Here is a 20,620-nt window from a genome sequence, read left to right as displayed (position 1 = left end):
GCAATGCTCGGCACCCTCTCCCTAACCCTCTCCCTGAAGGGAGAGGGGACTGTCCTGAGCGGCGGGAGGTTTCCGGCTCACACGGAAGGTCCGCGTGGCACGGATACTCCCTCTCCCTTCAGGGAGAGGGCGGGGGAGAGGGGCTTTTGGTCGTTACGCCGACGCCTCCTCCAGCTCCACCAGCGCCGTACCCTCCGACACCAGCTCGCCTTCGCTGCAATACAGCGATTTCACCACGCCAGCGTGCGGCGCGCGAATGCTGTGTTCCATCTTCATGGCTTCGAGCACCACCAGCGCGGCGCCGGCTTCGACGCTCTGGCCCGGTTCGACCAGGATGCGCACGATGCTGCCGTTCATCGGCGCGCCCAGGCCGCCGTGGTGGGCGTGGGCCGCTTCGGCCTCGGCGATGGGGTCGAAACGCTGCACGGCCACCAGCTCGCCGTTCCATTCCAGATAGAGGCTGTCGCCCCGGCGGATCACCTGGTGACGGCGGCGAATCTCGCCATCCTTCACATCCAGCCACTGACCGTCGAGCTGGGCAATGCGCTGGCCGTCGGCATGGCGCAGGCGCACCACGTGGGATTCGCCCTTGGCCAGCAGGTGCAGGTCGGTTTCCCCCGGCAGGCCGCTGCGCCAGCCGCTCCGGGCGGACCAGGGCGAATGGGCGTCGTCGCCGCGCACGCGGGCGGCTTCGCTCTGCACCCAGGCTTCTGCGGCGAGCTGCCAGAAGCGCTCGGGCAGGGCGCTGGGGGCGGGCAGCAGGGTGTCCTGGTAGCGGGCGATGAAGCCGGTATCCAGCTCGCCCTCGGCGAACGCCGGGTGGGCCAGCACGCGGCGCAGGAAGGCCAGGTTGGTCTTGAAGCCGCCAACGGCGGTTTCGCCGAGCATCGACAGCAGGCGCTGGCGCGCTTCCTCGCGGTTCTCGCCCCAGGCGATCAGCTTGGCCAGCATCGGGTCGTAGAACGGCGAGATGTCGTCGCCCTCGCGGATGCCGCTGTCCACCCGGCGGCCGGGGCCGGCGGCGGGTTCGCGGTACAGCGCGAGGTGGCCGCTGGCGGGCAGGAAGCCGCCCTCGGGGTCTTCGGCGTAGAGGCGCACTTCGATGGCGTGGCCCATCAACGGCACCTGCTGCTGAGTCAGCGGCAGCGGCTCGCCACGGGCGACGCGGATCTGCCAGGCCACCAGGTCGAGGCCGGTGATGGCTTCGGTGACCGGGTGCTCCACCTGCAGGCGGGTGTTCATCTCCATGAAGAAGAACTGGCCGCTGCCTTCGTCGTAGAGGAACTCCACGGTGCCGGCGCCGACGTAGCCGATGGCCTGGGCGGCGCGCACGGCGGCCTCGCCCATGCCCTGGCGCAGTTCGACGGAGAGGCCCGGCGCCGGCGCTTCTTCCACCACTTTCTGGTGGCGGCGCTGGATCGAGCAGTCGCGCTCGTTGAGGTACAGGCAGTTGCCGTGTTTATCGGCGAAGACCTGGATTTCCACGTGGCGGGGCTTGGTCAGGTACTTCTCCACCAGCATGCGCGAGTCGCCGAAACCGGACTGCGCCTCACGCTGGGCGGATTCCAGCGCCTCGGCCAGTTCGGCCTCGCGCTCGACCACCTTCATGCCCTTGCCGCCACCGCCAGCGGCGGCTTTTAGCAGCACCGGGTAGCCGATGCGCTGGGCTTCGCGCTGGAAGGTGGCGTAGTCCTGGGCTTCACCGTGGTAGCCGGGTACCAGCGGCACGCCGGCGGTTTCCATCAGCGCTTTCGCGGCGGACTTGCTGCCCATGGCGTCGATGGCGCTGGCCGGCGGGCCGAGGAAGACCAGCCCGGCCTCTTCGCAGGCGCGGGCGAAGCCGGCGTTCTCCGAGAGGAAGCCGTAGCCGGGGTGGATGGCTTGGGCGCCGGCGGCCTTGGCAGCGGCCAGCACGGCGTCGGCGCGCAGGTAGCTTTCAGCCGGCTTGGCGCCGCCCAGGTCAATGGCGATGTCGGCCTCTTCGACGTGGCGGGCGTTGCGGTCGGTGGCGCTGTGCACGGCCACGGTGGTCAGGCCCAGGGCCTTGGCGGTGCGCATCACGCGGCAGGCGATTTCGCCGCGATTGGCCACCAGCAGGGTATCGATCTTGCTCATCAGACTTGCTCCTGCCAGGCCGGTTTGCGTTTTTCCAGGAAGGCGCGCAGCCCTTCCTGCCCCTCGGGGCTGATGCGGATGCGGGCGATGGCCGCTTCGGTGTAGCGACGCAGTTCGGGCTTGAGCTCGCCGGCGCCGATTTCATGGAACAGCGCCTTGCAGGCCACCAGCGCCGCCGGACTGTTGTTCAGCAGGTTGGCGATCCAGGCGTCGGCTTTCTCGTCCAGCTCGGCGGCCGGGTAGTGCTCGTCCACCAGGCCCAGCTCGCGGGCGCGAATGCCGCTGAAACGCTCGGCAGTCATGGCGTAGCGGGTGGCGGCGCGCTGGCCGATGGCCTTGGTGACGAACGGGCCGATGGTGGCCGGGATCAGGCCGATGCGCACTTCGGACAGGCAGAACTGCGCGTCCTCGGCGGCCAGCGCCATGTCGCAGCAGGAGACCAGCCCAACGCCGCCGCCAAAGGCCGCGCCCTGCACGATGGCGAGGGTGGGCTTCTTCAGCTGGTGCAGGTTGTAGAGCAGTTCGGCGAGCTGCTGGGCGTCGTTCAGGTTGCCCTGGTAGTCCAGCTGCACGGATTCCTGCATCCAGGAAAGGTCCGCGCCGCCGCAGAAGTGCTTGCCGCGTCCGCGCAGCACCAGCAGGCGCACGCGGTCGTCGGCAGCCACGGCGTCCAGCGCCAGGATCAGCTCAGCGATGGTCTGGGCGTTGAAGGCGTTGTTCTTGTCCGGGCGGTTCAGCCAGAGATTGGCGACGCCGCGCGGGTCGATGTCGAGTTGGATGTTCTGGAAGTCGGTCATGGCGGCGGCCTTACATGCGGAAGACGCCGAAGCGGGTCGCTTCGATGGGCGCGTTGAGCGAGGCGGAGAGGGCGAGGCCGAGCACGTCGCGGGTCTGCGCCGGGTCGATCACGCCGTCGTCCCACAGGCGGGCGCTGGAGTAGTAGGGGTGACCCTGGCGCTCGTACTGTTCGAGGATAGGCGCCTTGATCTTCGCCTCGTCCTCGGCGGACAGCGCAGAGCCTGCGCGTTCGGCCTGTTCGCGCTTGACCTGGGCCAGCACGCCGGCGGCCTGTTCGCCGCCCATCACGCCGATCCGCGCGTTGGGCCACATCCACAGGAAGCGCGGGTCGTAGGCGCGGCCGCACATGCCGTAGTTACCGGCGCCGAAGCTGCCGCCGATGATCACGGTGAACTTCGGCACCTGGGCGCAGGCCACCGCGGTGACCAGCTTGGCGCCGTGCTTGGCTATGCCGCCGGCCTCGTACTTCTGGCCGACCATGAAGCCGGTGATGTTCTGCAGGAACACCAGCGGGATGCCGCGCTGGCAGGCCAGTTCGATGAAGTGCGCGCCTTTCTGCGCGGCTTCGGCGAAGAGGATGCCGTTGTTGGCGAGGATCGCCACCGGGTAGCCGTGCAGGTGGGCGAAGCCGCACACCAGGGTGGTGCCGAACAGCGCCTTGAACTCGTCGAATTCGCTGCCGTCGACCAGGCGCGCGATGATCTCGCGCACGTCGAAGGGCTGCTTGCTGTCCACCGGGATCACGCCGTACAGCTCTTCGCTGGCATACAGCGGCGCGCGCGGGGCGAGGGTGTTGAGCTTGCCCTGCTTGGTCCAGTTGAGGTTGGCGATGCAGCGGCGGGCGATGGCCAGCGCGTGCTCGTCGTCCTCGGCGTAGTGGTCGGCGACGCCCGAGGTCTTGCAGTGCACGTCGGCACCGCCCAGGTCCTCGGCGCTCACCACCTCGCCGGTGGCGGCCTTCACCAGCGGCGGGCCGGCGAGGAAGATGGTGGCCTGGTTGCGCACCATGATGGTCTCGTCGCTCATTGCCGGCACGTAGGCGCCGCCGGCGGTGCAGGAGCCCATCACCACTGCGATCTGCGGGATGCCCTGGGCGCTCATGTTGGCCTGGTTGAAGAAGATCCGGCCGAAGTGCTCGCGGTCGGGGAAGACCTCGTCCTGGCGCGGCAGGTTGGCGCCGCCCGAGTCCACCAGGTAGATGCACGGCAGACGGTTCTGCTGGGCGATGGTCTGGGCGCGCAGGTGCTTCTTCACGGTCAGCGGGTAGTAGCTGCCGCCCTTCACCGTGGCGTCGTTGCCGACGATCATGCATTCCACGCCTTCCACGCGGCCGATGCCGGCGACCACGCCAGCGGCGGCGACATCTTCGCCGTACACGCCATGGGCGGCCAGGGCGGAGACTTCGAGGAAGGGCGAGCCTGCGTCGAGCAGACGGTTGATGCGCTCACGCACCAGCAGCTTGCCGCGTGCGGCGTGCTTGGCCTGGGCGGCGGCGCCGCCGCCTTCGTGGACGTGGTCGAGCAGGGCGCGCAGGTCCTGGACGTTCTCCAGCATGGCCGCGGCGTTGGCGGCGTATTCCGGGGAACGGGTGTTGAGTTGGGTGCCGAGGATGGTCATGGCGTCTCCACGAGCGGGATTCTTTGTAGGAGCGAGGGGGGCGCCTAGCCCTTGCTCGCGAACAACCTCCGCTGCGGGGGCTGGTTCGCGAGCAAGCTCGCTCCTACAGGGACGGATGCGGATAGGTTCAGCGGGTCTCGTTGAACAGCTCGCGGCCGATCAGCATGCGGCGGATTTCGCTGGTGCCGGCGCCGATCTCGTAGAGCTTGGCGTCGCGCAGCAGGCGGCCGGCCGGGTACTCGTTGGTGTAGCCGTTGCCGCCGAGCAGTTGAATGGTGTCCAGGGCCATCTTGGTGGCCATTTCGGCGGTGTAGAGAATCACCGCGGCGGCGTCCTTGCGCGATTCCTCGCCGCGGTCGCAGGCCTTGGCCACGTTGTACAGGTAGGACTTGGAGGCGTTCATGCCGGCGTACATGTCGGCCAGCTTGCCCTGCACCAGCTGGAATTCGCCGATCGATTGCTTGAACTGCTGGCGTTCGTGCACGTAGGGCAGCACCACGTCCATGCAGGCGGTCATGATCCCGGTCGGGCCGCCGGAGAGCACGGTGCGTTCGTAGTCCAGGCCGCTCATCAGCACGGCCACGCCACGGCCTTCGGCGCCGAGGATGTTCTCCTCCGGCACTTCGACGTCTTCGAACACCAGTTCGCAGGTGTTGGAGCCGCGCATGCCGAGCTTGTCCAGCTTCTGGTGGCGGGAGAAACCCTTGAAGTCGCGCTCGACGATGAACGCGGTCATGCCGCGCGAGCCGGCGTTGACGTCAGTCTTGGCGTAGATCACGTAGGTATTGGCATCCGGGCCGTTGGTGATCCACATCTTGTTGCCGTTGAGCACGTAGCGGTCGCCCTTCTTTTCGGCTCGCAGCTTCATCGACACCACGTCGGAACCGGCGTTGGGCTCACTCATGGCCAGGGCGCCGATGTGCTCGCCAGAGCACAGCTTGGGCAGGTACTTCTGCTTCTGCTCGTGGGTGCCGTTCTTGCGGATCTGGTTGAGGCACAAGTTGGAATGGGCGCCGTAGGACAGGCCGACCGAGGCGGAAGCGCGGCTGATCTCCTCCATCGCCACCACGTGGGCCAGGTAGCCCATGTTGGTGCCGCCGTACTCCTCTTCCACGGTCATGCCCAGCAGGCCCATGTCGCCGAACTTGCGCCACATGTCCATGGGGAACTCGTTGTCGCGGTCGATCTGCGCTGCGCGCGGGGCCAGTTCGGCCTGGGCGAACTGATGGACGGAATCACGCAGCATGTCGATGGTCTCGCCGAGACCGAAGTTGAGGGACGGATAGCTCATGGTCTGCACCTTTTTTGTACTTGGAATCAGGGGGAGGGCGCTCACACGGAGGCGCGTTGCTTCTTCTCGGTCTCGTCCAGGGCCGCCAGGCAGCGTTCCTCGGCGGTGTCCAGTTCCAGTTTCATCTGCTCGATGTCGAGCATCTGCTGCTCCAGCTGGGCGCGCCGGGCGGCGATCTTGCCCATGAAGGTTTCCAGCTGCTTGCGGTTACCGCTGCTGGGGTCGTAGAGGTCGATCAGCTCCTTGCACTCGGCCAGCGAGAAGCCGATGCGCTTGCCGCGCAGGATCAGCTTCAGGGCCACCAGGTCCTTCGGGCTGTAGATGCGCTCCTGGCCGCGGCGCTCGGGGCTGAGCATGCCTTGCTCCTCGTAGAAGCGGATGGCGCGGGTGGTGACGTCCAGTTCGCGGGCCAGCTCGGAGATGGTGTAGGTCGTGGGCATGGGAATCTTCTTGCTCGGTCGTTTACCTTTACGTTAACGTAAACCTGCCTCGAGTCACTGTCAACACACCTCGAAGGCGGCGTAGGACGGGTAGATGGCGCAGGAATTGCCTCGCGCTCGTATCTGACCTTTCCGACCAGGGGCTTCCCCTTTACGGACGCCGCCCGCGGGTGTACACAGCCCTGACCAGCCTGCGAGTTCCATGCTGAAGCTAGTCATGGAACCTACCGGAGCGATGCATGACCACAAGAACAATAAGCAGCGACCTGCTGCGCGAAGCCCACCTGGCCCGTGAACGCCTGCAACAGGAGGGCGAAGTGCCCAGCGGTGTGCTCCGCGAGGAGATCGACGCCTCCTGGCGGCGCAGCCTTGGCCATGGCCTGGACTGCGCCAGCGGCACCGAGCATGGCCTCGATACGCGGGTCAAACCCGACGTGCTGCTGGCCGGTAATCGCCTGCTGCTCGATGCAGCCACTCCCGAACTCGACTACCTGCAACAGCGCCAGGGCCACGATGGCGTGATCATCCTGGCCAACGCCGACGCCACCATCCTCTCCGTCGAAGGCGCTCGCGATCACATGCAGAGCAAAGGCCTGGCCGACATCGTCCAGGGCGCCTGCTGGAGTGAAGCTTCGCGCGGCACCAACGCCCTGGGCACCGCGCTGGTGGAAAAGCGCGCCACGCAGATCGACTGCGGTGAGCACTTCCTTGACCGCCTGAGCCGTTTCTCCTGCACCTCGGTGCCCATCGAAGGACCGCAGGGCACGCTGCTCGGCGTGCTCGACATGACCCGCGAAGGCCCGCTCTCCGGCCCGCGGGAAAGCCTCTCGCTGCTCAGCCTTGCGGTGTTCCAGATCGAGGCGCGGCTGTTCGCCGTCAGCCATCCGGGGCAGGTGGTGATCGCCTTCCATTACCGCCGCCAGTACCTGGACTCCGCCTGGCAGGGCCTGCTGGCGCTGGGGCTGGACGGCAAGGTACTGGCCGTCAGCGGCCAGGCCTGCCAGCTGCTCGGCGCCACCCGCGAAAGCCTGGTCGGCCGGCGCAGCGAAGACCTCCTCGGTCTGCGCGGCGACCAACTGCTGGGCCGGCTCTACCAGGGCGGCGTCGGCAGCCTGCAGACGCCCAAGGGCGAGCTGTTCTACAAGACCCTCCAGGCGCCGCTGCGCAGCCATGGTGTACCCGTCAGCAACCGCGCGCCGCGCCCGGCTGCGGGCCCGGAACTCGAAGCGCTCGCCGGTAACCACCCGCGCTACGCCCGCGCCCTGCGCATGGCGCGCCAGGGACTGGTCAACGAACTGCCCGTGCTGCTGCTGGGCGAAACCGGCAGCGGCAAGGAAGTGGTGGCCCGCGCCCTGCACCAGGCCAGCGCGCGCAGCGACAAGCCCTTCGTCGCGGTGAACTGCGCGGCGATTCCCGAAGGTCTGATCGAGTCCGAACTGTTCGGCTACCGCGACGGCGCCTTCACCGGCTCGCGGCGTGGCGGCATGGTCGGCCGGCTACAGCAGGCCCATGGCGGCACGCTGTTCCTCGACGAGATCGGCGACATGCCGCTGGCCCTGCAAGCGCGCCTGTTGCGCGTGCTGCAGGAGCGCAAGGTGGCGCCGCTGGGCGCCGGCGAGGAACAGGACATCGACGTTGCGCTGATCTGCGCCACCCACCGCGACCTCAAGCGCCTGGTGGAGGAAAAACAGTTCCGCGAGGACCTCTACTACCGCGTCAACGGCATCAGCGTGAAGCTGCCGGCGCTGCGCGAGCGCGACGACCTCGCCGAGTTGGCCGCCGGCCTGCTGGCGCGTATGGGTGCGCCGAAGGTGAAACTTTCCGCCGAACTGCTCGGGCTGCTGCGCGAGTACCACTGGCCGGGCAACATCCGCCAGCTGGAGATGGTCCTGCGCACCGCGCTGGCCATGCGCGAGGAGGGCGAGGACGTGCTCGGGCTGGACCATCTGCCCGATAGCACCCTGGACGAACTCAGCGCCGGCGAGCGCCCGCAGAGCGGCAGCATCCGCGAGAACGAACTGGAGCTGATCCGCCAGGCGCTGGAACGCCACCAGGGCAACGTCTCCGCCGCCGCCGACGCGCTGGGCATCAGCCGCGCCACGCTGTACCGCAAGCTCAAGCAACTCAAGGTGGGCTGATGTTCTTCACCCGCCTGATCGAGAGCGACGACCCCCAGGCGCTCAAGGCGTCGCTGCGCTGGCTGTACGGTTTTGTGCGACCGCACCGGGCAGCGATTGCCGGCCTGCTCGGCTTGTCGTTCTGCGCATCCCTGCTGGTACTGGCGCAGCCCTGGCTGACCAAGCTGCTGATCGACGACGGCCTGCTGGCGAAGGACTTCCCGGTACTGGTGATGGTGGCCGGCGCGATGATCGTCGTCGGCCTCGTCGGTACGGCCCTGTCCGGCCTCAACCGCTACCTGCACACGCGGCTGTCCGGGCGCATCCTGTTCGCCCTGCGTGATGCGCTGTACCGCCACCTGCAGACCCTCTCGCCGAGCTTCTTCGGTCGCCGGCGCATCGGCGACCTGATGTCCCGGCTGGATGGCGATGTCGCCGAAATCCAGCGCTTCGCCGTGGACTCGCTGTTCTCCGCCGTCTCCAGCGTGATCGGCTTGGTCGGCGCGTTGGTATTGCTGCTCACCCTGTCGTGGAAGCTCTCGCTGCTGGTGGCGCTGCTGATCCCGCTGGACGTGCTCTGGCTGCGCTGGATGCGGCGCAAGGTGGAGCGTGAGGCGCGCGGCCTGCGTGAACGCTCGGCGGACCTCTCGTCGTTCTTCGTCGAGACGCTGCCGGCGATGAAGTTCATCCAGTCCGCCGGCCAGCAGAACCGTGAAGCCGGGCGCCTGGAAGGGTTGGGGCAGGGCTACCTTGGTCAACTGCTGCGCCTGCAACTCACCGAGTTCTTCACCCAGGCGGTGCCCGGCACGCTGATGTCGCTGTCCCGTGCCTGCGCCTTCCTGGTCGGCGGCTATTGGGTGGTGCAGGGCACCTGGCAACTGGGTTCGCTGATCGCCTTTTCCACTTACCTGGGCATGGCCATCGGGCCTGTGCAGAGCCTGCTAGGCCTGTACGTGGCATTGCAGCGCATGACCGTCAGCCTCGGCCGGGTGATGGAGCTGCGCGGTGAGGAAGCCAGTATCGCTTCGCCGGTAGCGCCACGGCCGATGCCGTCGGTGGGCGAGCTGCGCCTGGAGAACCTGCACTATGCCTGGCCGGGCCGCGCCCAGCCGGTTCTGCAGAATGTGCAGGCGGTGATTCCTGCCGGTCTCAAGGTCGCGCTGAGCGGGCCGTCCGGGGTCGGCAAGAGCACGCTGATCGACCTGCTGCAACGCTTCTACGATCCCGACCAGGGCCGCATCCTGCTCGACGGCATCGACCTGCGCGAGCTCGACCTGCACGCCCTGCGCCGGCGCGTGGCGGTGGTCAGCCAGGACATCGTGCTGTTCCGTGGCAGTCTCGCCGACAACCTGGCCTACAGCGCCCCGGAATCCACTCGTGAGGCCATCGAGAAAGCCGCCCGCGCGGCGCAGCTCGACAGCCTGGTCGCCAGCCTGCCCGAGGGGTTCGACAGCCCGCTGGGCGAACGCGGCCAGCAGCTGTCCGGCGGGCAGAAGCAGCGCATCGCCATCGCCCGCGCGCTGTTGCAGGACCCGCTGATCCTGGTGCTCGACGAAGCCACCTCGCAGGTGGACGAAAGCACCGAGCGCGAGGTGATCGCCGCCATCGACCAACTGTTCGCCAGCCGTACGCGGCTGCTGATCAGCCACCGTACTTCGACGCTGGCCGCCGCCGACCTGCATCTGGAATTGCAGGATGGACAGATGCGCGTGCGTGAGGCCCGGCCGGTGCAGCGACATGAGGCCTGAGGTGCGCATCGGCGTGGTCGACAGTGGGCATGCTGACGGGCAGGTGAATTTCGTGGTCGGCGGGCGACGCTTCTGCCTGTCCAATGATGGGCTGGACGAACTGCCACTGACGCATGATCGCCTCGGCCATGGCAGCGCCGTCTGCGAGGCGATTCTTGCGCGGGCGCCCGAGGCGCGCCTGTGCGTCGCCCAGGTATTCGATGAACGTGGCGTGACCAGCCCGTTGCAGCTCGCCGCCGCGTTGCGCTGGCTGGGCGAGCAGGGCGTGCGGGTGATCAACCTGAGCCTTGGCGTGCGGCAGGATCGGCCGATCCTGCACGATGCCGTGGCCGACCTGGTGGCGGCGGGCGTGCTGGTCTGCGCGTCGAGCCCGGCGCGGGGCGAGCCGGTGTTTCCGGCGAGCTATCCGGGGGTGATCCGGGTGACCGGTGACGCGCGTTGCCGTGAGCGGGAGTGGTCCTGGCTGGACAGTTCGCAGGCGGATTTCGGCGCAGCGGTGAGCGTGGCCGGGCGTTCGGGGGCCAGCCTGGGATGCGCGGCGTTCAGTGGGCACCTGGCGTCGATGCTGACGGAGCGACCGGAGCTGTCGAATCTGGAACTGATCGAGCAGATGCGCGAGCGGGCTCCTTATCATGGCATCGAGCGGAAGGTGGGTTATGAGTAAAGGTCGAGCGCCTTCCCGTCCAGGCATGACCGAAGCCCCCATCCTGATCCTCGGCGCCGGCCCCGCCGGTGCAGCGGTTGCCCTGGGCCTGTGCCGCCTCGGCCATCCCGTCACCGTCATCAGCGAATGGCGGCGTTTCGCCGCCGTCGAGGGTGTCTCCCTGCGCGTACTGGAGGGGCTGCGCAGTGCCGGGCTGAATTACGCCCTGAGCTGCGCCGCGCCCCCATCGCAGCGTCGCGTGCACTGGAACGGCAACGAAAGCGCGCAGAACTTCGAATGCATCCTCGACCGTCCGCGTTTCGACGCCGGCCTGCGCGAGGACCTGAAAGCAGCGGGCGTCGAGTTGATCGAAGCCCAGGCGCTGGCCGTCGAACCGGAGGATTCCGGCTGGCGCGTGAAACTCGAAGGGGGCCGGGAAGTGCAGGGCACCTTCCTCGTCGAAGCCCGTGGCCGCCAGGCGCCGCTGAACCAGAAAGGTCAAAAGGCCCGGCGCGGCCCGGAAACCCTGAGCCTGCTCAACCGCTGGCAGGGCGAACCCGGTCCGTTGGCCAGCGCGGTGGAAAGCCTGCCCGATGGCTGGGCCTGGATGGCGCGGCTGGAGGATGGCCGCTGCTACTGGCAAATGACCCTGGATGTGGCCAGCAGTCAATTGCCGCCGCGTGATCAATTGCTCGATTATTGCCGCGAACGCCGTGGCGCCTCGCAACGGGTGCGGGAATTTTTCGGTGCTGGCGAGGGGCGCGAACTGGACCTGCACGCCCGCAGCAGTACGGCGATCCTCTGCCTGGAAGCCTGCGGCGACAACTGGATTCGCGTCGGCGATGCGGCGATGGCGGTGGACCCGCTGTCGGGCAACGGCATCTTCCAGTCGCTGTCGTCTGCCCTGCAGGCGCCGGTGGTGATCAACACCCTGCTGCGCGCACCCGAGCGCGCGGAGTTGGCCAAACGCTTCCATCAGCAGCGGGTTGAGCAACTGTTCCTGCGCTTCGCCCGTGTCGGGCGTGATTTCTACGCCAGCGAAGAGCGCTGGGCCGACCAGCCCTTCTGGCAGGCTCGTCGCGCCTGGCCGGACGAGCAGCCCAGCCACGCGCCGGCGGATTTCGCCAGCCTGCGCATCGAGCGTGCGCCGGTGCTGCGCGGGGACTTCGTCGATGAGGCGGAGGTGGTGGTCAGCGCCGATCAGCCGTTGGGTATCTGGCACCTCGATGGGCTGGAGTTGGCGCCGTGGCTGCGGCGTCTTCGCGAGGAGCCCGAAGCCCGGGTGCTGGCGGACTTGCCGCCGGAGCGGCGTCGAGCGTTCCAGGGCTGGTTGCTGACGCAAGGGTATCGGCCGGGAGCGTAGGGCGTACAACCGTTCGCGGTTGTACGCCGATACACCGATGCTTTCGTCAGCGTCGTGGTCAATCTTTACGGTGGTTTCCAGGCCGATCTCGATGGGGCTGGCCAAGGCCAATCGGCGTATAACGCGGAGCGTTATACGCCCTACGGGAGCCACTCCGGCGCGGATCAGTCGTCCTTGCCCAGACTGGCCGCCGTCTGCCCGAACAGGATCTTCTTGCCTTCCTCGGTGACCGAGGGCCGCGACTGGAACGGCTGGCCCTTCTCGTAGGCCCGCACGGTGGCGGGGCGGGCGGCGATGGTTTCGAACCAGCGCTTCAGGTGCGGGAAGTCGTCGAGGTTCTGCTGCTGGCGCTGCCACGGCACCACCCACGGATAGCTGGCCATGTCGGCGATGCTGTACTGCTCGCCGCCGAGGAAGGGTACCTTCTTCAGCCGCCGGTCCAGTACGCCGTACAGGCGGTTGGTCTCGTTGATGTAGCGCTGCATGGCGTAGGGCAGCTTCTCCGGCGCGTACTGCACGAAGTGGTGGTTCTGCCCGGCCATCGGGCCGAGGCCGCCGACCTGCCAGAACAGCCATTCCAATACCGTCTTGCGCCCGCGCACGTCGCCGGGTAGGAATTGCCCGGTCTTTTCCGCGAGGTAGACGAGGATGGCGCCGGACTCGAACACCGTAATCGGCTCACCGCCGTCGGCGGGGGCGGTGTCGATGATCGCCGGCATGCGGTTGTTCGGCGAGAAGGCGAGGAATTCGGGCTTGAACTGGTCGCCGGCGCTGATATCGACCGGGTGGATGCGGTAGTCGAGGCCGGTTTCTTCGAGGAACAGGGTGATCTTGTGGCCGTTGGGAGTGGGCCAGTAATACAACTCGATCATGGAGCCTCCTTGAGTGGAACGCCCCGGCGAAGTGCCGGGGCGGACGACGCCCGCGCCGAGGAGAGCGGCGTAGGACGAAAGGCTGAGGATAAGCCTTTACGCCCAATCGATCCAAACGGCCGGCGGATGGAAGAGTCCGCACGACCGCAGGATGGGTGGAGCTGACGGGCGAAGGTGGCCTTACTTGCGGTCGACCCAGACGGTCTGCGGGTTGAGGAACTCGCGCAGGCCGAAGTGCGACAGCTCGCGACCGAAGCCGCTCTTCTTCACGCCGCCGATCGGTACGCGGGGGTCGGAGGCGGAGAAGCCGTTGATGAACACGCCACCGCTGACCAGGCGGCGAGCCATCTGCTGAGCCTTGGTCTTGTCGGCGGTCCAGATGGCGCCGGAGAGGCCGAACTCGCTGTCGTTGGCCAGCTCCAGGGCATGCTCGGCGTCGCGGGCGACGATCAGCGAAGCGACGGGGCCGAAGATTTCCTTCTTGAACGCGGTGTTGCCCGGTTTCACGTCGGCCAGCACGGTCGGCGCGTAGTAGTTGCCTTCGCCTTCGAGCTTGTGGCCGCCCAACAGGAGGGTGGCGCCGTCGGCGATGGCCTGTTGCACCTGGCCGTCCAGCTCGTCGCGCAGGTCGAAGCGGGCCATGGGGCCGACGAAGGTGTCGTCCGCCAGCGGGTCGCCGATCTTCAGTGCCTTGACCGCAGCCAGCAGCTTCTCGGTGAAGGCCGGGGCGATGGATTCTTCCAGGATCATGCGCTTGGCGGCGATGCACACCTGGCCGCAGTTGCCGAAACGGCTGGCGACGGCGGCTTTCACGGCGGCGTCCAGGTCGGCGTCGGCCAGCACGATGAAGGCGTCGGAACCGCCCAGCTCCAGCACGCACTTCTTCAGCGCGGCACCGGCCTGGGAGGCGATGGCGGCGCCCGCGCCCACGCTGCCGGTCACGGCGATGGAGGCGATGCGGTCATCGGCGATGGCCTTGGAAACCAGCGGCGGCTCGACGTTCAGCACTTCGAACACGCCCTCGGGCAGGCCGGCCTGCAGCCAGGCGTCGCGCAGCTGGTAGGCGCAGCCCATGACGTTCGGCGCGTGCTTGAGCACGTAGGTGTTGCCGCCCAGGATGATGCTCACCGCGCCACGCATGACCTGCCAGGTGGGGAAGTTCCACGGCATCACGGCCAGCACCGGGCCCAGCGGCAGGTAGGAGATGTACGCGCCTTCGATCGGGGTCTTCTCGTCTTCGAGCATGGCCGGGCCATGTTCGGCGTACCAGTCGCACAGGTTGGCGCACTTGTTGATCTCGCCACGGGCCTGGGTGACCGGCATGCCCATTTCCTGGGCTTCCATGCGGGCCATCGGCTCGACGTTGGCGCGCAGCACCTCGGCCATCTTGCGCAGCACGGCGACACGCTCGGCGATGCTGGTTTCACGCCACTGGCGGAAGGCGGCATCGGTGCGGGCCAGCGAGGCTTCCAGCTGGGCGGCGTCTTCGAAGGTGTAGCGGGCCAGTTCCTGCCCGGTGGCGGGGCTGCGGGAGATGGCAGCGGGGATGGCGGCGATCTGGTTCATGGTGAGTCCTGCTTGTTCTGTGAGGCCGCAAGGCCGGTCGTTCGTCCGGGCACTCTGGCGCCGGGATGGAGCAGAAATTAAGATGCGGATTCATTCATGTAAAATGAATAATCAAGAAAGACTCTTTCTCTCGGAGAGAATCATGGACCTCACCCAGCTGGAAATCGTCCGCGCCGTTGCCCAGGAGGGCAGCATCACCGCCGCCGCCGCCCGTCTGCATCGCGTGCCATCGAACCTGACCACGCGGATCAAGCAGCTGGAAGCCGAGCTGGGCACCGAGCTGTTCATCCGCGAGAAGCTGCGCCTGCGCCTGTCGCCGACCGGTCGCAGCTTCCTGGACTATGCCGAACGCATCCTCGCGCTGGTGGAAGAGGCCAGGCAGGTGGCGGTGGGCGCTGAGCCCCACGGCAGCTTTTCCCTGGGCTCGATGGAAAGCACAGCCGCCGTGCGCATCCCCGAGATGCTGGCGCGCTATCACCAGCATTGCCCGAAGGTGCAGCTGGACCTGTCCACCGGCCCGTCCGGCGAGATGATCGACGGCGTGCTGTCCGGCCGCTTCATCGCCGCTTTCGCCGACGGCCCGGCCAACCACCCGCAACTGGACGGTCAGCCGGTGTACCGTGAGGAGCTGGTGCTGATGAGCGCCAAGTCCCACCCGCCGGTGCGCGACGCGCGGGACGTGGCGGGGGAGACGGTGTTCGCCTTCCGCGATACCTGCTCCTACCGCAAGCGCCTGGAAGGCTGGTTCGCCGAGCACCGGGTGGTGCCGGGCAAGATCGTCGAGATGGAGTCCTACCACGGCATGCTCGCCTGCATCGCGGCGGGCGGTGGGGTGGCGATCATCCCGCGGGCGATGTTCGACAGCCTCGCCGGAGGTCGCAACGTGACCATTCATCGCCTGGCGCCGCACCACGCCAACGCCACCACCTGGCTGTTCTGGCGGCGGGGTACCGATACGCCGGCGCTGCGTGCTTTTATCGGACTACTGGACGAAACCCGGCCCGAGGCTGAAGTGGCCTGAGGACGGGCTTTTCCGGGCGCTGTTTCAGCGGCGCTACGTATCAGCGCGGAGACAGTCGCGAAATACTCGCAATTGCCTCTTGCAGAGCCATCGCGCTGCGCTAACGTGTGTTTCTCTGTCCGTCGTGCGAAGGCGGCAAACGCTCTTCGCGGCAGGGCGCTTTCCTCCCGTTGGGCCATCGCCCGGAGCGCATGATGGACACTCGCAGCAAGAGCCGCCGTGCCAACTCATTCCAGATCGGTGCCATGGGCGCGGGGCTGGTCTGCCTCGCGCTGTTGCTGGCCTGCCTGCTGGTCAGGCTGTGGCCGCAGCTCTATCCGAATTTCCCGCCACCGGGCTCGGTGGGCGACCCCGGTGTGCAGTGCCTGGCCGGCTGGTGTCCTGGGCCGGACGCGCGGCTGCTGGCGATGGTCATGGTGGCCGGCGGGCTCGGCAGCTTCGTGCACCTCGCCAAGTCCTTCGGCGACTTCGTCGGCAACGAGCGCTTCATGGTCAGCTGGATCTGGTGGTACGTGCTCAAGCCCTTCATCGGCATGATCCTCGCGGTGATCCTCTACCTGTTCATTCGTGGCGCCTTTTTCACCGTCAGCACTACCGGCGAGGCGAGTAGCGTCAACCTGCATGTGGTGATCGGTATCGCCTGCCTGGCCGGCATGGTCTCCAAGCAGGCCACCGACAAGCTTGCGGAGGTTTTCGACGCCCTGTTCCGCACTCGCTCAGTGGCGGGCGACATCAGGCGCAAGGACGAGCTGGAAAACCCCGTCGCCTGCATCGGCGATGCCCAACCGCCGGTCGCCGGCACTCGCGCCACCTACATCTGCCTGCGCGGCATGGGGTTCGCCCGTGGCGCGCGGGTGCAGGTAAACGGCGAGGACCGCGAGACGATGATCTCCGACAGCACCCGCCTGGCCTTCCAGCTATTGCCTGACGATGTGGTCGAGGCGGGGCCCCTGGCCGTGGTGGTGGTCAATCCGCCCCCCGGCGGCGGGCCCTCGACACCCTTGTTGCTGCCGGTCGGCGAGCCGGTAACCGCGATCGATACTCCTACCGTGGTAGCCCTGAGGGCGCCCATCGAGGAGGAAATGGCGGCGTACGATCACCGGTAGTGCGAATGCCAGCCTGTAGTAGCGAGGGAGCGGAAAAGAAAAAGCCCCGCAGGTGCGGGGCTTTTTCGTGGGAGTCGCCAGGTCAGACGTGGCTGTTTTCCGCCTCGCGTACCTGTCGTTTATGACCCGGAACGTGGTGGTCATCGTGATCGTCGTTGATCAGCGGGACCTCCTTGCCGTCGCAGTCGAACAGCTTGCCGTTCTGGAAGTAGTCACCCTCGTTCAGCGCAGCGATGTCGCGGTAGCGCAGGGTGCGCTCCTCGGCGGCGACGAACACCGACTGCTGGTCCGAGTTGCCGGTCTTGAGGTGGTTGAACAGCAGGTTCAGGACGATGGCCATGATGGCGGCAGAGCTGATGCCCGAGTGGAAGATGGTGGCGAACCAGCTCGGGAAGTGCTCGTAGAAGCTCGGCGCTGCGATCGGGATCATGCCGAAGCCGATGGAGGTGGCGACGATGATCAGGTTCATGTTGTTGCGGTAGTCCACGCTCGACAGGGTACGGATACCGCTGGCCGCCACGGTGCCGAACAGCACGATGCCGGCGCCGCCGAGGACCGGAGTGGGCACGGCGGCGATCACGCGGCCCATCACCGGCAGCAGGCCGAGGGCGACCAGGATCAGGCCGCCGGTGGCCACCACGTAACGGCTCTTCACGCCGGTCACGGCCACCAGGCCGACGTTCTGGGCGAAGGCGCTCTGGGTGAAGGAACCGAAGATCGGTGCGATGACGCTGGAGGCCATGTCCGCGCGCAGGCCATTGCCCAGGCGCTTGGAGTCGACCTTGGTGCCGATGATCTCACCGACGGCGAGGATGTCCGCCGAGGTTTCCACCAGGGTCACCATGATCACGATCAGCATCGAGATGATGGCGGCGATGTGGAAGGTCGGCATGCCGAAGTGGAAGATCGACGGAATCGCCACCATCGAGCCTTCGGTCACGCGGGAGAAGTCGGTCATGCCCAGGGCGGCGGCGATCACGGTGCCGATCACCATGGCCAGCAGGATCGACAGGCGCGAGATCGAGGCGCTGCCCAGCTTGCTCAGCAGCAGGACGATCACCAGGGTCATGGCCGCCAGGCCGATGTTGGCCATGCTGCCGAATTCCGGAGCCTTGGGGTTGCCGCCCATGGCCCAGCGCGCCGCAACCGGCATCAGCGTTAGGCCGATGGTGGTGATCACGATGCCGGTGACCAGCGGCGGGAAGAACCGGGTGATGCGTGAGAACACCGGGGTGATCAGGAAGCCGATGAACGACGCCGCCATTACCGCCCCGAGCACGGCGGGCAGGCCGCCGCCCTCATAGCCACCGGAGAGGATGGCGATCATGGTGGCCACACCGGAGAAGGACACGCCTTGCACCAGCGGCAACTGGCAACCGAAGAAGGGCAGGCCAAGGGTTTGCAGGAGGGTGGCCAGGCCACCGGCGAAGAGTGAGGCGGCAATCAGCATGCCGACCTCACTGGGTGAGAGCCCGGCCGCCTGGCCGAGGATCAGGGGCACGGCGACGATACCGCCGTACATGGTCAGAACGTGTTGCAGGCCGTACGCCAGGTTGGCGCCGACACCGAGGTTCTCGTCTTCCGGACGTGCTCCGGCGGACGCTACAGCTGAACGATCATTCATGGCTGAGGACTCGCTTGTTTTTGTTGTGCGAGCACTGTAGACAAAATCAGTAGGAAATATCTACTAGTTTGTATACATGTTTTTGTCCGGTGGTCCGAAATCTGACCGGTCGGTTATCGAATGACGAGTCGCGACGGGGCTCTGGGATGGGAATTTCGTGTAGTGGGCTGTGTTGATATTTATGTGTACGATAATCGTTAGTATCGAATACAAAATTCTAGACTCATGAGTACACTCGGCCGTTCGCCGGCAGGTAGGCGACTGATTTCGGGGAGGCTTCCAGCCATCGGGAAGCTGCGGTTTGCCTATCGGTAGGGCGTACAACCGTTCGCGGTTGTACGCCGATACGCCCCACCGCACCCGCGACTCCAGGGCATGCCTCGGAGTCCTCCGATCACGGCCAATCGACCGAAAACGTCGAAGGTCATCTGCCCCCCCGCGCTGAGGGAAGAAGGTCACCTGTGGGAGCTTGCTCGCGAACCCGCCCGGAGCCGAAGCCGCCGGGAGACTCGTCCGCGAGCAAGGACCAGGCGAGGCATCGGCGCACGGGCTTTCGAGGAAAAGATCCGCTCCTAGGAAAGCGACCCGCTGCAAGGGGCGGCAGCCGCGATCTTCCTCACGCCCGCACCCAGGGCAACGCTCAGACGGCACTACTTTCCTGTCGGCCGTTCCGCGCTGGCTTCCTGCAGTAGCTGGAACAGGCGATTTCGTATGTATCACCCGGAACCCTTTCTGTGCTGGCGCACGAAAATGGCGACAGAACAACGCTTCGGAGTCATTAGCGCCCCTGATCCACTCGGCTCCGCATAAGCAGGACTAATCAATCATTCGGGGATTTCATGGCAGCGGTGGGCGGCTCGGTGTTAGAAGTTTCCGGGCGAGGCGCCTGTGCCCGCAAGCCCTTTCCCGCTGCTCAGGAGAAATCCGATGACGTTCGGATGGACTGCTTTTCGTCGCGTGCTGAATACACTTTCCATCGCTTGGGGTGACTACCGGATGCGCAATCTCGTTCGCCGCTGAACGCTGCCGCGACTAGCTGTTTTCCCCACCTGTCCGTAACCCGGACGAGCTACCCCGCAACACGCCAAGGACCCCGCCATGCAACCGGTCACCCCCATCATCGATCCCGCCATTACTGACATCGCGCCGGGCTTCCGCGCCCTGAGCATCACGGTGGAGGCAGCGCCCATCACCCGCCCGGAAGTGGCCGACGAGGCGCTGCAGCGCGCTTGTCAGGAGTTGGCGGCGGACGAGCCGGCCTGGGCGCAAGCGCACCTGGAGGCATGGGGCGAGGTGTTCCGCCGATTCGGCGCCAAGCCCCAGCGCACGCCTTGCTCGGCACTGGCCCTGCGCAAGCGCGTACTACGCGACGGCAGCCTGCCGAGCATCGACCCGGTGGTGGACCTGTACAACGCCGTGAGCCTGCGCTTCGCCATCCCGGTCGGCGGCGAGAACCTGGCCGCCTATGCCGGCGCGCCAAGGCTGGTGGTCGCCGACGGCAGCGAAGTCTTCGACACGATGAAGGAGGGCGTGCCGGCCCACGAACACCCCGAGGCTGGCGAGGTGATCTGGCGCGACGACGCGGGCGTCACCTGCCGCCGCTGGAACTGGCGCCAGGGCGTACGCACCCGCCTGGATGCCGAGGCGCAGCGGATGTGGTTCATCCTCGAAAGCCTGCCGGAAATGCCGTTGGAGGCCCTGCAGGCAGCGGGAGACAGCCTGGTCGACGGGCTGCAACGGATGATGCCCGGCGTGAACGTGGAGCAGCGGCTGGTTGGAGCAGGGGACTGATTCGCTGCTTCGATGGCCGAAAGGATTTGAAATGTGTGGGAGGTGATCGCGCCCGGTGGCGTCCTTGCGCAATGACGGGCAATACAGGCCGTATTGCCCGCGAACAATTTCGAAATACTTGAATATCGAACTGTTCTTCCGTCAGCACGGGTGCTGCGAATCAACTCCGTAATGGTCGAAGTGCATTCGGGCAGTCACGCAAGAGTGCAATGCTCTTCGAAGATGCCGATGCGGCGACAACTGTCCGGTTTGCCGTCTGACTGTGTCGAAGCGCTGTAAGACGGCCCTTTCGCCCAGTTCCCAGCACCTTATCCCGACTATCGAGAACCTACGATGGTCAGCCGAATATCCCGTTGGATTTAATTGCCTCGCCTTGTGTTCTGGATAAAGAGGGTGATTCAAACGGGTTCGATGTAGTTCCGCTTATTCATTCGTTCCGCCATCCGGCGATAAGTGCGCGCTTTCCACTCGGGGAAGTTGGCGCCTGTCCGAATTCAATTCATTTCAA

The 20,620-nt window shown here is 66.6% G+C and carries 15 protein-coding genes; 7 read left to right on the top strand and 8 right to left on the bottom strand.

Going from position 1 to position 20,620, the window contains the following annotated elements; genetic code table 11:
• Window positions 1-153: 153 nt before the first annotated feature.
• From SD196_RS16075 to SD196_RS16055, 5 genes are all read right to left on the bottom strand, one after another.
• A complete protein-coding gene (locus SD196_RS16075) occupies window positions 154-2,115 on the bottom strand; it encodes an acetyl/propionyl/methylcrotonyl-CoA carboxylase subunit alpha (protein ID WP_416310415.1) in 1,962 nt (653 codons plus the stop codon).
• Window positions 2,115-2,912, bottom strand: a complete 798-nt coding sequence (locus tag SD196_RS16070) for a gamma-carboxygeranoyl-CoA hydratase (protein ID WP_416310414.1) — start codon at window positions 2,910-2,912, stop codon at window positions 2,115-2,117. Before SD196_RS16070 ends, SD196_RS16075 begins: the two co-directional genes overlap by 1 nt.
• 10 nt (window positions 2,913-2,922) lie before the next feature.
• On the bottom strand, window positions 2,923-4,530 hold the full coding sequence (locus SD196_RS16065) for a carboxyl transferase domain-containing protein (protein ID WP_416310413.1): 1,608 nt from the start codon (window positions 4,528-4,530) through the stop codon (window positions 2,923-2,925).
• A gap of 127 nt (window positions 4,531-4,657) precedes the next feature.
• On the bottom strand, window positions 4,658-5,821 hold the full coding sequence (locus SD196_RS16060) for an isovaleryl-CoA dehydrogenase (RefSeq protein ID WP_275611495.1): 1,164 nt from the start codon (window positions 5,819-5,821) through the stop codon (window positions 4,658-4,660).
• Between the two features lie 41 nt (window positions 5,822-5,862).
• A complete protein-coding gene (locus SD196_RS16055; RefSeq protein ID WP_275611496.1) occupies window positions 5,863-6,261 on the bottom strand; it encodes a MerR family transcriptional regulator in 399 nt (132 codons plus the stop codon).
• Window positions 6,262-6,500: 239 nt separating this feature from the next.
• Between SD196_RS16055 and SD196_RS16050 the strand changes: the two genes are divergently transcribed.
• From SD196_RS16050 to SD196_RS16035, 4 genes are read left to right on the top strand one after another with little or no spacing between them, the layout of a single operon-like run.
• Complete coding sequence (locus SD196_RS16050) at window positions 6,501-8,399, top strand: sigma-54-dependent Fis family transcriptional regulator (RefSeq protein ID WP_416310412.1); 1,899 nt, start codon at window positions 6,501-6,503, stop codon at window positions 8,397-8,399.
• The gene (locus SD196_RS16045; protein WP_331319762.1) at window positions 8,399-10,126 is read left to right on the top strand and encodes an ABC transporter ATP-binding protein; all 1,728 of its coding nucleotides are present in this window, start codon (window positions 8,399-8,401) and stop codon (window positions 10,124-10,126) included. The genes SD196_RS16050 and SD196_RS16045 overlap by 1 nt, the downstream gene beginning before the upstream one ends.
• Window positions 10,116-10,790 carry a S8 family serine peptidase gene (locus tag SD196_RS16040; RefSeq protein ID WP_416310411.1) on the top strand — a complete coding sequence of 225 codons (675 nt, stop codon included), beginning with the start codon at window positions 10,116-10,118 and terminating at the stop codon, window positions 10,788-10,790. Before SD196_RS16045 ends, SD196_RS16040 begins: the two co-directional genes overlap by 11 nt.
• A gap of 25 nt (window positions 10,791-10,815) precedes the next feature.
• The gene (locus SD196_RS16035; RefSeq protein WP_416310410.1) at window positions 10,816-12,132 is read left to right on the top strand and encodes an NAD(P)/FAD-dependent oxidoreductase; all 1,317 of its coding nucleotides are present in this window, start codon (window positions 10,816-10,818) and stop codon (window positions 12,130-12,132) included.
• Window positions 12,133-12,296: 164 nt separating this feature from the next.
• On the opposite strand, the gene SD196_RS16030 is transcribed toward SD196_RS16035, so the two are convergent.
• Both SD196_RS16030 and SD196_RS16025 read right to left on the bottom strand, forming a co-directional pair.
• Window positions 12,297-13,004, bottom strand: coding sequence for a glutathione binding-like protein (locus SD196_RS16030; RefSeq protein ID WP_416310409.1), 708 nt, complete (start codon window positions 13,002-13,004; stop codon window positions 12,297-12,299).
• Between the two features lie 180 nt (window positions 13,005-13,184).
• Window positions 13,185-14,570 (bottom strand): NAD-dependent succinate-semialdehyde dehydrogenase, encoded by a 1,386-nt coding sequence (locus SD196_RS16025; RefSeq protein ID WP_416310408.1) that lies wholly within the window; start codon window positions 14,568-14,570, stop codon window positions 13,185-13,187.
• A gap of 142 nt (window positions 14,571-14,712) precedes the next feature.
• Here SD196_RS16025 and ptrR point away from each other — a divergent pair, with 142 nt between their 5' ends.
• Together ptrR and SD196_RS16015 are read left to right on the top strand one after the other, a co-directional pair.
• Complete coding sequence (ptrR, locus tag SD196_RS16020; protein ID WP_370599518.1) at window positions 14,713-15,591, top strand: putrescine utilization regulator PtrR; 879 nt, start codon at window positions 14,713-14,715, stop codon at window positions 15,589-15,591.
• A gap of 191 nt (window positions 15,592-15,782) precedes the next feature.
• The gene (locus SD196_RS16015; protein WP_416310407.1) at window positions 15,783-16,697 is read left to right on the top strand and encodes a hypothetical protein; all 915 of its coding nucleotides are present in this window, start codon (window positions 15,783-15,785) and stop codon (window positions 16,695-16,697) included.
• A gap of 82 nt (window positions 16,698-16,779) precedes the next feature.
• Here the strand turns inward: SD196_RS16015 and SD196_RS16010 are convergent, their stop codons facing one another.
• Window positions 16,780-18,321, bottom strand: coding sequence for a nucleobase:cation symporter-2 family protein (locus SD196_RS16010; RefSeq protein ID WP_275611505.1), 1,542 nt, complete (start codon window positions 18,319-18,321; stop codon window positions 16,780-16,782).
• A gap of 1,098 nt (window positions 18,322-19,419) precedes the next feature.
• Here SD196_RS16010 and SD196_RS16005 point away from each other — a divergent pair.
• A complete protein-coding gene (locus SD196_RS16005; protein WP_331319757.1) occupies window positions 19,420-20,112 on the top strand; it encodes a B3/4 domain-containing protein in 693 nt (230 codons plus the stop codon).
• Window positions 20,113-20,620: the final 508 nt, after the last annotated feature.

This window comes from Pseudomonas macauensis, assembly GCF_047902425.1.
GTDB lineage: Bacteria > Pseudomonadota > Gammaproteobacteria > Pseudomonadales > Pseudomonadaceae > Pseudomonas.
This window is presented reverse-complemented; position numbering and strand designations above follow the sequence as displayed.

What these genes read in the sequence shown, in the direction of transcription:
- SD196_RS16075 (WP_416310415.1), bottom strand. Translation starts at nt 2,115, where the DNA reads ATGAGCAAGATCGATACCCTGCTGGTGGCCAATCGCGGCGAAATCGCC.
- SD196_RS16070 (WP_416310414.1), bottom strand. Translation starts at nt 2,912, where the DNA reads ATGACCGACTTCCAGAACATCCAACTCGACATCGACCCGCGCGGCGTC.
- SD196_RS16065 (WP_416310413.1), bottom strand. Translation starts at nt 4,530, where the DNA reads ATGACCATCCTCGGCACCCAACTCAACACCCGTTCCCCGGAATACGCC.
- SD196_RS16060 (WP_275611495.1), bottom strand. Translation starts at nt 5,821, where the DNA reads ATGAGCTATCCGTCCCTCAACTTCGGTCTCGGCGAGACCATCGACATG.
- SD196_RS16055 (WP_275611496.1), bottom strand. Translation starts at nt 6,261, where the DNA reads ATGCCCACGACCTACACCATCTCCGAGCTGGCCCGCGAACTGGACGTC.
- SD196_RS16050 (WP_416310412.1), top strand. Translation starts at nt 6,501, where the DNA reads ATGACCACAAGAACAATAAGCAGCGACCTGCTGCGCGAAGCCCACCTG.
- SD196_RS16045 (WP_331319762.1), top strand. Translation starts at nt 8,399, where the DNA reads ATGTTCTTCACCCGCCTGATCGAGAGCGACGACCCCCAGGCGCTCAAG.
- SD196_RS16040 (WP_416310411.1), top strand. Translation starts at nt 10,116, where the DNA reads ATGAGGCCTGAGGTGCGCATCGGCGTGGTCGACAGTGGGCATGCTGAC.
- SD196_RS16035 (WP_416310410.1), top strand. Translation starts at nt 10,816, where the DNA reads ATGACCGAAGCCCCCATCCTGATCCTCGGCGCCGGCCCCGCCGGTGCA.
- SD196_RS16030 (WP_416310409.1), bottom strand. Translation starts at nt 13,004, where the DNA reads ATGATCGAGTTGTATTACTGGCCCACTCCCAACGGCCACAAGATCACC.
- SD196_RS16025 (WP_416310408.1), bottom strand. Translation starts at nt 14,570, where the DNA reads ATGAACCAGATCGCCGCCATCCCCGCTGCCATCTCCCGCAGCCCCGCC.
- ptrR (WP_370599518.1), top strand. Translation starts at nt 14,713, where the DNA reads ATGGACCTCACCCAGCTGGAAATCGTCCGCGCCGTTGCCCAGGAGGGC.
- SD196_RS16015 (WP_416310407.1), top strand. Translation starts at nt 15,783, where the DNA reads ATGATGGACACTCGCAGCAAGAGCCGCCGTGCCAACTCATTCCAGATC.
- SD196_RS16010 (WP_275611505.1), bottom strand. Translation starts at nt 18,321, where the DNA reads ATGAATGATCGTTCAGCTGTAGCGTCCGCCGGAGCACGTCCGGAAGAC.
- SD196_RS16005 (WP_331319757.1), top strand. Translation starts at nt 19,420, where the DNA reads ATGCAACCGGTCACCCCCATCATCGATCCCGCCATTACTGACATCGCG.